Annotated in this window: 10 protein-coding genes; 6 read left to right on the top strand and 4 right to left on the bottom strand. The window is 69.4% G+C overall.

Annotation, left to right across the window (positions count from 1 at the left end; all coding sequences use genetic code 11):
* The first annotated feature begins 137 nt into the window (after positions 1-137).
* The 4 genes from OHT76_RS27405 to OHT76_RS27420 are packed head-to-tail and all read left to right on the top strand — an operon-like array spanning position 138 to position 6,617.
* A complete protein-coding gene (locus tag OHT76_RS27405; protein WP_328873513.1) occupies positions 138-1,406 on the top strand; it encodes a glycosyltransferase in 1,269 nt (422 codons plus the stop codon).
* A complete protein-coding gene (locus tag OHT76_RS27410; RefSeq protein WP_328873514.1) occupies positions 1,403-3,028 on the top strand; it encodes an ArnT family glycosyltransferase in 1,626 nt (541 codons plus the stop codon). Before OHT76_RS27405 ends, OHT76_RS27410 begins: the two co-directional genes overlap by 4 nt.
* Positions 3,025-4,218, top strand: coding sequence for a glycosyltransferase family 2 protein (locus tag OHT76_RS27415; protein WP_328873515.1), 1,194 nt, complete (start codon positions 3,025-3,027; stop codon positions 4,216-4,218). The genes OHT76_RS27410 and OHT76_RS27415 overlap by 4 nt, the downstream gene beginning before the upstream one ends.
* Complete coding sequence (locus tag OHT76_RS27420) at positions 4,215-6,617, top strand: galactose oxidase-like domain-containing protein (RefSeq protein WP_328873516.1); 2,403 nt, start codon at positions 4,215-4,217, stop codon at positions 6,615-6,617. The genes OHT76_RS27415 and OHT76_RS27420 overlap by 4 nt, the downstream gene beginning before the upstream one ends.
* A gap of 100 nt (positions 6,618-6,717) precedes the next feature.
* On the opposite strand, the gene OHT76_RS27425 is transcribed toward OHT76_RS27420, so the two are convergent.
* From OHT76_RS27425 to trhA, 4 genes are all read right to left on the bottom strand, one after another.
* Positions 6,718-7,449 (bottom strand): Mut7-C RNAse domain-containing protein, encoded by a 732-nt coding sequence (locus tag OHT76_RS27425; protein ID WP_328873517.1) that lies wholly within the window; start codon positions 7,447-7,449, stop codon positions 6,718-6,720.
* A 33-nt stretch (positions 7,450-7,482) separates the two neighbouring features.
* Positions 7,483-8,109, bottom strand: coding sequence for a TetR/AcrR family transcriptional regulator (locus OHT76_RS27430; RefSeq protein WP_443049840.1), 627 nt, complete (start codon positions 8,107-8,109; stop codon positions 7,483-7,485).
* Between the two features lie 5 nt (positions 8,110-8,114).
* On the bottom strand, positions 8,115-9,641 hold the full coding sequence (locus OHT76_RS27435) for a DHA2 family efflux MFS transporter permease subunit (protein WP_328873519.1): 1,527 nt from the start codon (positions 9,639-9,641) through the stop codon (positions 8,115-8,117).
* Positions 9,642-9,738: 97 nt separating this feature from the next.
* Entirely contained in the window at positions 9,739-10,452 is a 714-nt protein-coding gene (gene trhA / locus OHT76_RS27440; protein WP_328873520.1) for a PAQR family membrane homeostasis protein TrhA, read from the bottom strand.
* 284 nt (positions 10,453-10,736) lie between these two features.
* On the opposite strand from trhA, the gene OHT76_RS27445 reads away from it, so the two are divergent.
* Both OHT76_RS27445 and OHT76_RS27450 read left to right on the top strand, forming a co-directional pair.
* Positions 10,737-12,581, top strand: coding sequence for a phosphoenolpyruvate carboxykinase (GTP) (locus OHT76_RS27445; RefSeq protein WP_328873521.1), 1,845 nt, complete (start codon positions 10,737-10,739; stop codon positions 12,579-12,581).
* 224 nt (positions 12,582-12,805) lie between these two features.
* Positions 12,806-14,812: a calcium-binding protein gene (locus OHT76_RS27450; protein WP_328873522.1), complete on the top strand. Its 2,007-nt coding sequence runs from the start codon at positions 12,806-12,808 to the stop codon at positions 14,810-14,812.
* The last annotated feature ends 39 nt before the right edge of the window (positions 14,813-14,851 follow it).

Raw genomic sequence — 14,851 nt, forward strand, 5'->3', positions numbered from 1 at the left:
TCGCCGCACCGTTCCGAAACAAGCTATTTATCGGAACAGCGCCCACGCTTCACAGTTCCCCCTTAATCTCTGCACAGTGGCGCGACGGGTGTGACTGTCTGTCGCGACAGGGGGTTTTGGGGATCTGGGGGGATCTGTTGCTCACGTCTGTCTTCATCGCTGTCGTCTCGCTGGCTCTGTTCTGGATGGCGGCGTTCACCTTGTGGTGGCAGATGCACGCCTGGCGTACGCCGGAAGTGCTCGCCTCCACCCGGTTCAGCAGACCGGACGGCGGCGAACATCTGTCGTTCTCGTTGCTGCTTCCGGCCCGGCATGAACAAGCCGTGCTCGACCACACCATCCAGCGCCTGCTGGAGTCGAGCCACACCGACTTCGAGATCATCGTCATCGTCGGACACGACGACCCGGAGACCACGGAGGTCGCCGAGCGGGCCGCAGCCCGCGACCCACGGGTCCGGGTGGTCGTCGACACCCACGAGAAGAAGAACAAGCCGAAGGCCATGAACACGGCGCTGCCGCACTGCCGCGGCGATGTCGTCGGGGTCTTCGACGCCGAGGACCAGGTCCACCCGGAGCTGCTCGCCCACGTCGATCACGCCTTCCGCTCCACGGGCGCCGATGTCGTGCAGGGCGGGGTGCAGCTGATCAACTTCCACTCCAGCTGGTACAGCCTGCGCAACTGCCTGGAGTACTTCTTCTGGTTCCGCTCCCGGCTCCATCTGCACGCGCAGAAGGGGTTCATCCCGCTCGGCGGCAACACCGTCTTCGTACGGACGGACGTGCTGCGGGCAGCGGACGGCTGGGACCCCGACTGCCTCGCCGAGGACTGCGACTTGGGCGTACGGCTGTCCAGTGTCGGCAAGAAGGTCGTCGTCGCCTACGACTCCGACATGGTGACCAAGGAGGAGACCCCCGGCAGCCTGATGTCGCTGCTCAAGCAGCGCACCCGCTGGAACCAGGGCTTCCTTCAGGTCTACCGGAAGAAGGACTGGAAGCAACTGCCCACCTTCGGGCAGCGGATGCTCGCCCGCTACACGCTCGTCACGCCGTTCCTGCAGGCCTTCACCGGTCTGATCATCCCGCTCAACGTGGCGGTCGCCCTCTTCCTCGATGTGCCGGTGTCCATCGCGTTCATCACCTTCCTGCCGGCCGTCACCGCGCTCGTCACCTTCGTCTTCGAGGTCGTCGGACTGCACGACTTCGGCAAGCAGTACGGACTTCGCGTCCGCCTCGTGCACTACCTGAAGCTCATCATCGGCGGTCCCTTCTACCAGGTGCTGCTCGCCGGAGCCGCGATCCGTGCCGTCTGGCGCGAGCAACGCGGCCGTAACGACTGGGAGTTGACCTCCCATGTCGGCGCACACCTCAACCAGGCCGAAGTGATCCGAGAGGACGTTCCTGCGTGACCTCCACCCTCCCCGCGGTGACCACCGAGGTCCCCGCGCAGCGGCAGCCTGCGCCGGAAACCGGTTCGACCGATCGAACGGCCCCGCCGAAGAGGCTGCGTACCTCCCGACCCGACCTGATCCTGTGCTGTGTGCTCCTCGCGGCGATCCTCGTCGTGCAGGGCTGGAACATCGCCGCCTACCCGACGCTCAGCGACGACGAGGGCACCTATCTCGCCCAGGCCTGGGCGGTCCAGGAGGGCCGGGGGCTCGCCCACTACACGTACTGGTACGACCACCCGCCCTTCGGCTGGGTGCAGATAGCCCTGCTCACCTGGATACCGTCGCTGATCAGCCCCGATTCGATGACCGTCGGTTCGATGCGGGCCGTGATGCTGGTGGTCAGCGGGATCAGCGCGGTCCTGGTGTATGTGCTGGGGCGCCGGCTGTCGCTGCCGCGCTGGGCCGCCGGGCTCGGCATGGTCCTGTTCGGGCTCTCGCCGCTGTCGGTCATCCTGCAGCGCGAGATCTTCCTCGACAACCTCGCTGTGATGTGGACGCTGCTGGCGTTCACCCTCGCCGCGTCCCCGAGCCGTCACCTCTGGCACCACTTCGGCGCGGGCATCGCCGCCGCGACCGCGGTACTGACCAAGGAGACGATGCTCTTCGTCCTGCCGGCGGTCCTCGTCACCATGTGGCGGCACAGCCACCGCGACACCCGTAAGTTCGCGGTGACCGGCGCGATCACCGCCTGCGCGCTGATCGGTCTGTCGTACCCCCTCTTCGCCCTGCTGAAGGGCGAGTTGTTCCCCGGCAGCGGGCATGTCTCGCTCTGGGACGGCATCCAGTACCAGATGACCAGGCCCGGTTCGGGCTTCATCCTCGACCAGGGGTCCGGTTCGTACGGGGTGCTCCAGTCGTGGCTCTACTACGACCGTGTCCTGCCCCTCGGCGGCCTCGCGGGCGCGCTCCTGCTGCTCGCCACCTGGCGCTGGTCGGTCACCGCCCGCGCGCTCGCCGGGCCCTGTGCCGCGGTGGCGATCCTCGCGCTGGTCGCGATGCGCCCGAGCGGCTATCTGCCCGCGATGTACATCATCCAGGCGCTGCCGTTCCTCGCCCTCGTCCTCGCCGGGGGCACCGCATCGGTCGCCCACGCCGTCCTGCGCAAGGGACGGCTGCACCCGGCGGGCCGATACACCCTCGCGGCCGTCCTCGCACTCGGCGCGGGCGCCTACGTCGTACCGCGCTGGTACGACGGTGACCGCACCGCCGTCACCGCCGACGCCAACGCCCCTTATCGGGAGGCCTCGAAGTGGCTCAGCACCGAGGTGGAGGAGCCCGAGGAGACCCGGGTCCTCGTCGACGACGCGCTCTGGCTGGACCTGGTGCACGCCGGGTACCGGCCCGGCGACGGCGTCATCTGGTTCTACAAGGCCGACCTCGACCCCGCGGTGACCAAGACCATGCCGGGCGGCTGGCGTGACATCGACTACGTCGTCGCCTCTCCGACCGTACGGCGCGACGCGGCCGACCTGCCGAATGTGAAGGCGGCCATGGAGCATTCGACGCCCGTCGCCGTCTTCGGCAAGGGCGAGGACCGCATCGAGATCCGGCAGATCCAGACCGCGGGAGGCGCGCGATGAGCCAGGAATACACCACGCCCGTACCGGATCTGGAGGCCTCCGAGGTCCCCGAGCCCGGCGCGGTCACGATCGTCGTGCCGACCTTCAACGAGTCGGCGAACATCCGCCAACTGCTGCACCAGATCACCGAGTCGGTGCCGACCCGGCTGCCCTGTGAGGTCGTCTTCGTGGACGACTCCACCGACGACACCCCCGAGGTGATCAAGGAGGCGGCCAAGGACTGCCCGTTCCCGGTGGCCGTCATCCACCGGGACGAGCCGGTCGGCGGGCTCGGCGGCGCTGTCGTGGAGGGGCTGAAGGCGGCCACCTCGGACTGGATCGTCGTGATGGACGGCGACTGTCAGCATCCGCCGTCCCTGGTCCCGGAGTTGGTGGCCACCGGCGAGCGGGCGAACGCCGGACTCGTCGTCGCCTCCCGGTACATCAAGGGCGGCAGCAGGGCCGGGCTCGCGGGCAGTTACCGGGTCGCGGTGTCGCGTGGCGCGACCTGGCTGACCAAGTCCCTCTTCCCGCGGCGGCTGCACGGCATCAGCGACCCGATGAGCGGCTTCTTCGCGATCCGCCGCCAGGCCGTCACCGCCGACGTCCTCAAGCCCCTCGGCTACAAGATCCTCCTCGAACTCGCCGTCCGCAGCCGCCCGCGTCAGGTCGCCGAGGTGCCGTTCGTCTTCCAGGACCGGTTCGCGGGCGAGTCCAAGTCGACCGCCCAGGAGGGCCTGCGCTTTCTGCGCCATCTGGTCGGCCTGCGCACCGCGTCCCCGGCCGCCCGCATGATCGGCTTCGGTCTGATCGGCGCCTCCGGGTTCGTCCCGAACCTGCTCGCCCTGTGGATCCTCACCGGATTCGGCATGCACTATCTGCCCGCCGAGATCGTCGCCAACCAGTTCGGCGTGGCCTGGAACTTCCTGCTCATCGAACACCTGCTGTTCCGTGACCGACGGCTGCACCGGCGCTGGTGGGACCGCGCCGGACGGTTCGCGCTGCTCGCCAACGCCGATCTGGTGCTGCGCATCCCGCTGATCGCGCTGTTCGTCAGCGAGTTCGGGATGGGTGCCCTGTCCGCGACCGCGCTCGCCCTGGTCACCACGTTCGTCCTGCGCTTCGCCGCCACCGAGGCGCTGGTCTACCTGCCCCGCAGAACGTCCGGCGGGGAGCCGCACAGGAGCCGCACAGCAAGGAGCACCGCATGAGACACCGACGGAGAACGGCCCTGTTCGCGGTGGGCGCCCTCACCGCAGGCCTCCTCCTGATCACACCTCACCCCGCCTCCGCCGCCAACCTGATCAAGAACCCGGGCTTCGAGACCGCCGGCACCGGCGACATGCCGTTCTGCTGGTCCAAGTCCGGCTGGGGCGACAACGACTTCTCCTACGAGACCGTCGCCGACGCCCACTCCGGCTCGAAGGCCATGAAGGTCACGCTGACCCGCCGGGTCGAGGGCGACCGCAAGGCGCTGATCACCGAGTCCGCGGACTGCGCGCCGGTGGTGACGCCGGGCAAGCAGTACGACCTCGGCCTCTGGTACAAGACGACCACGCCGGACGCCAACCTCACGCTCTTCCGGCACGACACCACGGCCGGCTGGCAGTACTGGACCGACCTCAAGACGCTGGACCTGGCCGGGGACTGGACCGAGGCCACCGTCCGCACCCCCGAGGTCCCGGCCGGCACCGACCGGATCAGCTGGGGCGTCTCGGTGTACGGCACCGGCTCGGCGACCACCGACGACTACACGATGGACCAGGTCCCCGACGTCACGCCGCCGCCGGACTGCACGGGCACCGCCGAGGAGTGTGCGAACGGCCGCTGGGACGTGCTGCCGGTGCAGAACCCGGTGCGCTCGATGCACTCCGTCGTGCTGCACAACGGCAAGGTGCTGTTGATCGCGGGCTCCGGCAACAGCGAGGAGATGTTCGAGGCGGGCACCTTCACCTCCGCGGTGTACGACCCGGCCAACGGCTCCTACAAGATCGTCCCCACCCCGAAGGACATGTTCTGCGCCGGCCATGTCCAGCTCCAGGACGGGCGGGTGCTGGTGATGAGCGGCAACAAGGGCTATCCGTCGGCGGACGGCACGATCGGCTACCAGGGGTACAAGGACTCGTACATCTTCGACCCCGAGACCGAGACGTACACCAAGACCAACGACATGAACGACGGCCACTGGTACCCGTCGGCGACGATCCTCGGCAACGGTGACGTGATCTCCTTCGGCGGGCTGAAGGAGGACTCCACCGGGTCGGTGACGGCGGAGGTGTTCTCGCAGGCCGAGCAGAAGTGGCTCGAACTGTGGAAGGTCAACCAGACCTGGTCGTACTGGGGTCTGTACCCGTCGATGATCCTGATGCAGGACGGCCGCCTCTTCTACTCCGGCAGCCATGTCTTCGGCAACAACATCCCGGGCACCGGCTCCGCGATCTACGACTACGGCGCCAACTCCGTCACCCAGGTGCCGGGGCTGCAGAACAAGGACGAGCGGGACCAGTCGGCGAGCGTCCTGCTGCCTCCGGCGCAGGACCAGAAGGTGCTCACCCTGGGCGGTGGCAACATCGACTCCAACCCGGACGCCAACCGGCTGACCGACATCATCGACCTCAAGCAGCCGAACCCGTCGTACGTGGCCGGGCCGCCGATCCCGCAGGGCACGGTCGACCTCGGCAACGGGCCCGTGGCGCAGACCGGCGGCCAGGGCAAGATGTACGTCTCCGCCGTACTGCTGCCCGACGGCAAGGTGCTGGAGACGGGCGGCGCGCTGCACAACCGCGCCAACCCGGTCTACGAGACGTCGATCTTCGACCCGGCGACGGAGACCTTCGACGAGGTCGCCGCCGACCCCGAGGCCCGCGGCTACCACTCCTCGGCGTTCCTGCTCCCGGACGGCCGGGTGATGACCACCGGTGACAACCCGGGCAACGGCTCCTGGAACCACAACGTGTCGATCTACACCCCGCCCTATCTCCTCAAGGGCGCGCGTCCGACGATCACTTCGGTGATCGACACGGAGTGGAACTACGGCGACACCCAGCGGATCACCGTCGACCGGCCCATCGCCAAGGCGGAGCTGATCCGCCCGGCGGCTGTGACGCACTCCTCGGACCCGAACCAGCGGTTCGTCGATCTGCCGCTGTCCGTCGACGGCAACAACATCGACCTGAACGTGACGAGCAACCCCAACCTGGCCCCGCCCGGCTGGTACATGCTCTTCGCGGTCGACGCCAACGGAGTCCCGTCGGTGGCCAAGTGGGTCCACCTGCAAGGCCCCACGGCCCTCAAGTCGACGGACGCCTCGGCCCACGTCCACTCCTTCGCGGACGACCTGTCCGGCATGGTCACGGGGCCGGGCAAGAAGCGCGCGGCGCAGAAGGTCAGCCCGACGGTCGCCGGCTGCGACCGGCATTACGGCTCGGCGAACGTCTGCGTCCCGACGGCCTTCCCCAAGGAGGTCAAGAAGACGACGGCGGCTCGCTGCGCTTGGCTGAAGGCAAACGACTACGGCCGACTGAAGGTGAACGGCAAGGACGACCCGCTGAGGCTGGACCGGAACGGGGACGGAACAGCCTGCGGCAAGAAGGATCTGACGAGGCGCTGAGGCGCCCCGAAAGGGGCGGCGGGGCTGTATTTGATATGCGGCTCCGCCGCGCGGGCGCGACCAGCCACGGCCGGCCCGCAGTTCCCCGCGGCGCGTACCATCAACTGCGCTCGGAGCGGAGCGCAATCGCGCGTTCCACGATGGCTACCAGCTGCTCGTGGTGCGCGCCCTTCCAGTACGCCCGTCCGCACTCCTGGCACTGCGCGAACACGTCGTACGACCGCTGCGTCCCGCCCTGGAGCTGGTCCGCGACCTCCTCCTTCGTGGCCTCTTTCAGCAGGCCGTTGCAGGCGGTGCAGCGGGTCCACGGATGCAGCTCGGGGCGGAACCGCTCCAGGACGTCCCGGAGTTGGTCCTCGGGGCGGGTGCTGTACACATACGCGCCGGCCCACAGTTCGCGGCGCCGCAGCAGGCCCCGGTCGCGGCTGAGCATCACCCGCTGCTCGGCGGCTGAGCGCGCGGCGAGGGCCGGGTCGCCGATGTCCGTCGACTCGTAGGCCGTGTCCACGCCGAGCAGGCGAAGGCGCCGGGCGAGCGTGCCCAGATGGACGTCGAGGAGGAAGCGCAGGGGGGCGCCCGGCACCCGCTGGGGGCGCTCGACCGCCTTCACCCGGACCGAGTCGCCCGCCTTGGCGACGTAGGACACCGGCACCTCGCGGCCGTCCACCTCCAGCGCCCCGACCTCGGTGAGCGGCACGCCGAGGGACTCCACGACATGGCCGAGGGAGGAGACTCCGTCGGTGACGAGGGGGGTGGCGCCCGACCGGCGTCCGTGCGGGACGAACAGGGCCAGCTCGGGGGCGATTTCGAGGTGGATCTCCGGTGCGCTCACCCGGTCAGGATGTCATGGGGGAGGGCCGCGGGCTCAGGGCTTTTCGGTGGGAAGGCCGTGCTCGATGACGTCCAGGGCGCGGTGCAGGAGGTCGTGGAGGTCGTCGCGGAATTCGTGCTCCGCCCAGTACATGGTGATCTCCGCGAGGCCGCCGATCAGGGACATCGTGAAGACGCGGACCTCCAGGCTCTCCCGGTCCCGGCCGGTGCGCTCGGCGACGGCCTCGCTGAGCATCCGGCCGGTGACCGACATGGACTCCAGCATCCGAGACCGCACCGTGGGCACCTGGACCATCAGATGCGACCGCAGCCGCAGGACCTCGGCATCCTCTTCGAGAGCGAGGCCGATGGCCTTCGTCATCACATGCCGCAGGGTGTCCATCCACGGCTCGTCGGCGGGCCGCGCGCGGATCTCGTCGAGCAGGAGCGGGTCGAACTCGTCCGTGAGGACGATGTCCTCCTTCGTCGGGAAGTACCGGAAGACGGTGGACGGCGACACCTCGGCGCGCTCGGCGATCTGCTCGACGGTGGTGGCGTCGTAGCCCTGCTCCCGGATCAGCGCATAGGTCGCGGCACGGATCGCCGTCCGGGTCTTGATCTTCTTCCGCTCACGGAGTCCCAGCTGGGAGAGGTCGGCGGAGGAGGTGCGTGCGGCCGTCATGCAGGTCATTGTCGGGCATCGGCCGAGGCGGGGACCAACTCCTCGGTGTCCTTGGCGTCGGCCAGGAACACCGCGGCCAGCACGGACGCCACCAGGGACGCGACCGCGCACACCAGCAGGACGACACCCATGCCGTGCACATAGGCGCTGTTCGCGGAGGCCACCAGAGCTTCCGCGCCCGTCCGTTCGGCGACGACATGGGCGGCGACCACGGACTCCCCGGCGGTGTCGGCGGCCCCGGCGGGCAGCCCGGTGACGTCGAGCCGGTCCCGGAAGACCCCGGCGAGCAGACTGCCGAGCAGGGCGATGCCGATCGCGCCGCCGACCTGGCGCAGCGTCATCAGCAGCCCGGATCCGGAGCCGGCCCGGTCGGCGGGCAGGGTGCCGAGGGCGGCGTCCATGGCGGGGACGACCGCGAGACCGAAGCCGAGCCCGGCGACCGAGAGCCACAGCGCGGTGAAGCCGTAGCCGGACTCCACGGTCGTACGGCTGCCGAGGAGCGCGGCGAAGGACAGCACCGCGAGACCCGCGCTCACCACCGCACGCGCCCCGAACCGGGCGACGACCGGCTGAGCCGTGCGTGCCGCGACCAGCAGGCCGCCCATCATCGGCAGCAGCCTGACTCCGGTGCCGAGGGCGTCGTTGCCGAGGACGGCCTGGAGGTAGGGCGGGAGCACGAACAGCAGTCCCGACAGGACGAACATCACCAGGGTCGCGGCGAGGGTGTTGAAGAGGAAACCGCGATGGGCGAGCAGCGTCATGTCGAGCATCGGGCGCGTCAGGCGCCGCTCGCGCAGCACCAGGGCGGCGATCAGTACGGCCGCACCGGCGAGCATCACCAGCACCAGCGGGTCGCCCCAGCCCCGGACCGGGGCCTCGATGATCGCGTAGACCAGGACGCCGAGCCCGGCCGCGGTGAGCGCGGTGGAGACGGTGTCGACCTTGGGGGAGGCGGGGTCCCGGGTCTCCGGGAGCAGGAACACACAGGCGGCGATGCCGAGCGCGGCCATCGGGACATTCACCAGGAAGACCGAGCCCCACCAGAAGTGGTCCAGGAGCCAGCCGCCGATGATGGGGCCGAGCGGCAGGCCGAGCGCGGAGGCGGCGGACATGACGCCGACGGCCTTGGTGCGCTCGTCGGGGCCGAACAGCGAGGGCAGCACGGACAGCGCGAGCGGGGTGACCAGCGCGGCGCCCACGCCCATCACCGCGCGGGCGGCGATCACCGTGTTCACGTCCCCGGCGAGGGCGCCGACGACGGAACCGGCCAGGAAGATCCCCAGCCCGGCGATCAGCATCAGCCGCCGCCCGAACCGGTCGCCGAGCAGTCCGGCGGGGAGCATCAGCGCCGCGAAGACGACGACGTACGCGTCCGCCATCCACTGCTGCTCGCCGGTCGTGGCGCCCAGGTCGGCCGCCATCGTCGGCAGCGCGACGTTGAGGATCGTCATGTCGAAGCCGAGCGTGAGCATGCTCGCGACCAGGGCGCCGAGGGCCCACCAACGACGAGGGTCTGGAGTGACAGTGTCCATGAAATGAGAGTAGCTCTCAAAAGAGTCTTACTGTCAACCATCTCCGGGCGTGAAAAAGGGCCACGGCGGTTGCCGTGGCCCTGTGGAGCTTCGAGCGTCACGCGTGCTGGTACGCCACCAGCGAGATCCCGACGTAGTGCGCGACGAAGGCCGCCAGCGTGAGGGAGTGGAAGACCTCGTGGAAGCCGAACCAGTGCGGTGACGGGTTCGGGCGCTTGATGCCGTAGACCACGCCGCCCGCGCTGTACAGCACGCCTCCGACGATCACCAGGACCAGTACCGCGATCCCGCCCGTGCGCATGAAGTCGGGCAGGAAGAAGACGGCCGCCCAGCCCATCGCGATGTAGCAGGGCGTGTAGAGCCAGCGCGGGGCGCCGACCCAGAAGACCCGGAAGACGATCCCCGCGGCCGCCGCCGCCCAGATCCCCCACAGCAGCCACTGCCCCTTGGCTTCCGGCAGCAGCAGCATCGTCAGCGGGGTGTAGGTGCCCGCGATGATCAGGAAGATATTGGCGTGGTCCAGCCGGCGCAGGATGCCGTCCATCCGCGGGCTCCAGTTGCCCCGGTGGTACAGCGCGCTCACGCCGAACAGCAGGCAGGCCGTAAGGACATAGATCCCGCAGGCCAGGCGGCCTCTGGAGGAGTCGGCGAGCGCGGTCAGCACCAGGCCCGCGATGAGTACGGCCGGAAACATGCCGAGATGCAGCCAGCCCCGGAGCTTGGGCTTGACCGGATGCGGCAGGGAGAGCGCGACGGGACCGCGGCCGGAGGCCGACAGGTCCGTGTTCGCGTCGGGGACGGACGCAGTCATAGGCCGAATCGTACCTACGGAGCCGTAGGTTGCGTATCAGTCCGACGGTCAAGAGTGTCCATGGTCTCACGGGAGTTGGCGCCCGCGTGGCCGTCCTCCGAAGCGGACGTGGCCAGCCTCACGCTCGCTCACCTGTGACGCCCTCTGGACATATGGGCACTCCCGTCGGATGATCAAATGAGTGCGGTCGGCACCGGATGAGCGCCGGGTACCCCTTCTGGCAAGCGTCCGGGCCGCAGCCCCCACGGGGCCTCCAACCAAAAATCCCTCATTTAGGAGCAATCGTGGCGCGCGACATCGCGGCTCCCCCCGTCGTTCCCACCACTCACCAGGAACTGATCTCGTGGGTGAACGAGATCGCCGAACTGACCCAGCCGGACAGCGTGGTCTGGTGCGACGGTTCCGAGGCCGAGTACGAGCGCCTGTGCGAGGAGCTCGTGGCGAAGGGCACCTTCAAGAAGCTCGACCCGATCAAGCGCCCCAACTCGTACTACGCGGCTTCCGACCCGACCGATGTCGCCCGGGTAGAGGACCGCACCTTCATCTGCTCCGAGAAGGAAGAGGACGCGGGCCCGACCAACCACTGGAAGGCCCCCGCGGAGATGCGGGCCATCTTTACTGGAGAAAAAAACAGCTTCGCCGGCGAGAAGGGCCTGTTCCGTGGCTCGATGAAGGGCCGCACGATGTACGTCGTGCCCTTCTGTATGGGCCCGGTCGGCTCGCCGCTGTCCGCGATCGGCGTCGAGATCACCGACTCCGCCTATGTCGCCGTCTCCATGCGCACCATGACCCGCATGGGCCAGGCGGTCCTCGACGAGCTGGGCTCCGAGGGCTTCTTCGTGAAGGCCGTGCACTCCCTGGGTGCCCCGCTGGCGGCGGGAGAGGCGGACGTGGCCTGGCCGTGCAACCAGACCAAGTTCATCTCCCACTTCCCGGAGTCCCGCGAGATCTGGTCCTACGGCTCGGGCTACGGCGGCAACGCCCTGCTCGGCAAGAAGTGCTACGCCCTGCGCATCGCCTCCGTCATGGCCCGCGACGAGGGCTGGCTCGCCGAGCACATGCTGATCCTCAAACTGACGCCGCCGCAGGGCGAGTCCAAGTACGTCGCCGCCGCCTTCCCGAGCGCCTGCGGCAAGACGAACCTCGCCATGCTGGAGCCCACGATCTCCGGCTGGACCGTCGAGACCATCGGCGACGACATCGCCTGGATGCGCTTCGGCGAGGACGGCCGGCTGTACGCCATCAACCCCGAGGCCGGTTTCTTCGGCGTCGCGCCCGGCACCGGTGAGCACACCAACGCCAACGCGATGAAGACGCTGTGGGGCAACTCGGTCTTCACCAACGTGGCGCTCACGGACGACAACGACATCTGGTGGGAGGGCATGACGGAGGAGACTCCGGCCCACCTGACGGACTGGAAGGGCCGGGACTGGACGCCGGAGTCCTCGGAGCCCGCGGCTCACCCGAACGCCCGCTTCACCGTCCCCGCCTCGCAGTGCCCGATCATCGCGCCCGAGTGGGAGGACCCCAAGGGCGTGCCGATCTCCGCGATCCTCTTCGGCGGCCGCCGCGCCACCGCCGTACCGCTGGTGACGGAGTCCTTCGACTGGAACCACGGCGTCTTCCTCGGCGCGAACGTCGCCTCCGAGAAGACCGCCGCCGCCGAGGGCAAGGTCGGCGAGCTGCGCCGCGACCCGTTCGCCATGCTGCCGTTCTGCGGCTACAACATGGGCGACTACATGGGCCACTGGGTCGATGTCGCCAAGGACAAGGACGCCTCGAAGCTCCCGAAGATCTACTACGTCAACTGGTTCCGCAAGAACGACCAGGGCAAGTTCGTCTGGCCCGGCTTCGGCGAGAACTCCCGGGTCCTGAAGTGGATCGTGGAGCGTCTCGAGGGCAAGGCCGAGGGCGTCGAGACGCCGATCGGCATCCTGCCGACGAAGGACGCGCTCGACACCAAGGGCCTCGAACTCGCCGACTCGGACCTGGAGTTCCTGCTCACGGTCGACAAGGAGGTCTGGCGCGAGGAGGCCGCGCTGGTCCCCGACCACCTCAACACCTTCGGTGACCACACCCCGAAGGAGCTGTGGGACGAGTACCGGGCGCTGGTGCAGCGCCTGGGTTAGTCCCTCCAAGATCCCCCGCGGCCGGCCCCGATGGGAGCCCTGACCAGTGATCGTCACCGGTCGGCCGCGGGAGGCGGCACATCGTCACGAACCGTGGCCCCGCACAATGGCGTGCGGGGCCGTGCTGCACGCGCTCGCCCGCCCGGATGGATTTCCGCGTCCGGTGAGGGCAACGCCGCTCGTGGCGGCCGCCGGTGTGTGCGTACGGCGGAAGGCTGGCGCACATGTTCACACCTCATGTACGACGGGCATGGCGCCGCCGGTCCCTCCTGGCTCGCGCCGGGACCGTCGCGGCGACCGTACTTGCCCTCGTCCTGGCCCTTCCCGGCACCGCGACCGCGGCCCCCGGCGACCTTGATCCCACCTTCAGCGGCGACGGCACGGTGCTCACCGACTTCGCCGACGACGATCAGGCCTACGACGTGGCGGTGCAGTCCGACGGGAAGATCGTCTCTGTTGGCGCCTCCGCCGACCACTCGCTGCTGGAGGGCCGCTGGGCGCTGACCCGGCACAACGCCGACGGCACCCCGGACACCGGCTTCGGCGACGGCGGCACGGTGACGACCGCCATCAACAACATGGAGCCCGACCTCCAGTGGAGCGAGGCCAACGCCGTGGCGTTGCAGCCCGACGGCAGGATCGTCGTGGTGGGCTACAGCTGGCGGGGGTACGAGAACTGCTGCTGGTTCACGGTGGCCAGGTACAACACGGACGGCAGCCTGGACAACAGCTTCAGCGGTGACGGCAGGTACTTCGCCGACATCGCCGGTCCGACCGAGGCCCGCGACGTGGCGATCGACTCGGCCGGCCGGATCGTCGCGGCCGGTTACACCGGGGGCGAGGTGGCAGTGCTCCGCCTCAACGGGGACGGCACCCCGGACACCACGTTCGGCGGCGACGGCACGGTGACCGCCGACCCCTCGCAAGAGCCCGGTGAAGCGGGCGGCGGCGCGAACGCCATGGTCCTGCAATCCGACGGGAAGATCGTCGTCGGGGGCGATGTCGGTTCGACCCGCTTCGACTTCTCTCTGATGCGCTTCAACACCGATGGCAGCCTGGACACGGGCTTCGACGGCGACGGCATGGTCCGCACCGACTTCGGTGACTACGAGACCGTGCACGGGCTCGCGCTCCAGTCCGACGGGAAGATCGTCGCCGCGGGGGGCGACAGCATGGCCCGCTACCAGCCCAGCGGCGCCCTGGACACGGGCTTCGACGGTGACGGCAGGGTCGTCCTCTCCGGAGGCGCGGTCTGGGACGTGACGGTCCAGTCGGCCGACGGCCGGATCGTCCTCGCCGGAAGCAACGGAGGCGGCGGGAACCTCGCCGTCCTGCGCCACAACCCCGACGGCAGCCAGGACACCGGCTTCGGCACGGGGGGCGTGGCGACCGCGGACTTCGGCGGCAGCGACTTCGCCCGTGCCGTGGCCCTCCAGTCCGACGGAAAGATCGTCGCCGCCGGCCGGGGCGGACCGGACAGCGGCTTCGCCCTGGCCCGCTTCGAGGGCGGCGGCAGCACGCCCCCGCCGCCGACCGGCGTGGACCTTTCGGTGACGAAGTCCGGTCCCGGCACGGTCAGCATCGGCGACCGGGCCACGTACACCGTCCGCGTCACCAACACCAGTACGACGACCTCGGCGACCGGCGTCACCCTCACCGACACCCTCACAGGACCCGCGCACACCGTCGTCTCGGCGACCGCCACCCAGGGCACCTGCACGACCGCCGTGAGCTGTTCCCTCGGCACCCTCGCCCCGGGCGCCACGGTCACCGTGACCGTCGTCGCCGAGCCCCGCGCCACGGGCACCCTCACCCAGCGCGCCACCGTCACCGCCACCCAGACCGACCCGGCCACCGCCAACAACACGGTCACGATCACCACCACCGTCAACAACGCCCGCGGCTGCACCCGCATCGGCACCAGCGGCAACGACACCATCACCGGCACGTCCGGCACCGACGTGATCTGCGCCCTCGGCGGCACCGACACCGTCAACGCGAGCTCCGGCAACGACACCGTCCACGGCGGGTACGGCAACGACCGCCTCGACGGCGGCTACGGCAACGACACCCTCAACGGCGGTCCCGGCAACGACAACCTGATCGGCAACTACGGCTTCGACAACCTGAACACCGTCGACAGCGTCTCCGGCAACGACACCGCCAACGGTGGCCCCAACACGGACAGCTGCACGACGGACCCGGGCGACACCCGCATCAGCTGCCCCTGATCGCAAGCACCTCCACGCGCCCCCTTGATCACAGGATCT

It is taken from the genome of Streptomyces sp. NBC_00287, assembly GCF_036173105.1.
In the GTDB taxonomy this organism is placed as follows: Bacteria; Actinomycetota; Actinomycetes; order Streptomycetales; family Streptomycetaceae; genus Streptomyces.

Bases quoted from the DNA above. Each gene is read 5' to 3' on its own strand.
- OHT76_RS27415 (WP_328873515.1), top strand. From the start codon at position 3,025: ATGAGCCAGGAATACACCACGCCCGTACCGGATCTGGAGGCCTCCGAG.
- OHT76_RS27420 (WP_328873516.1), top strand. From the start codon at position 4,215: ATGAGACACCGACGGAGAACGGCCCTGTTCGCGGTGGGCGCCCTCACC.
- OHT76_RS27430 (WP_443049840.1), bottom strand. From the start codon at position 8,109: ATGACGGCCGCACGCACCTCCTCCGCCGACCTCTCCCAGCTGGGACTC.
- OHT76_RS27435 (WP_328873519.1), bottom strand. From the start codon at position 9,641: ATGGACACTGTCACTCCAGACCCTCGTCGTTGGTGGGCCCTCGGCGCC.
- trhA (WP_328873520.1), bottom strand. From the start codon at position 10,452: ATGACTGCGTCCGTCCCCGACGCGAACACGGACCTGTCGGCCTCCGGC.
- OHT76_RS27450 (WP_328873522.1), top strand. From the start codon at position 12,806: ATGTTCACACCTCATGTACGACGGGCATGGCGCCGCCGGTCCCTCCTG.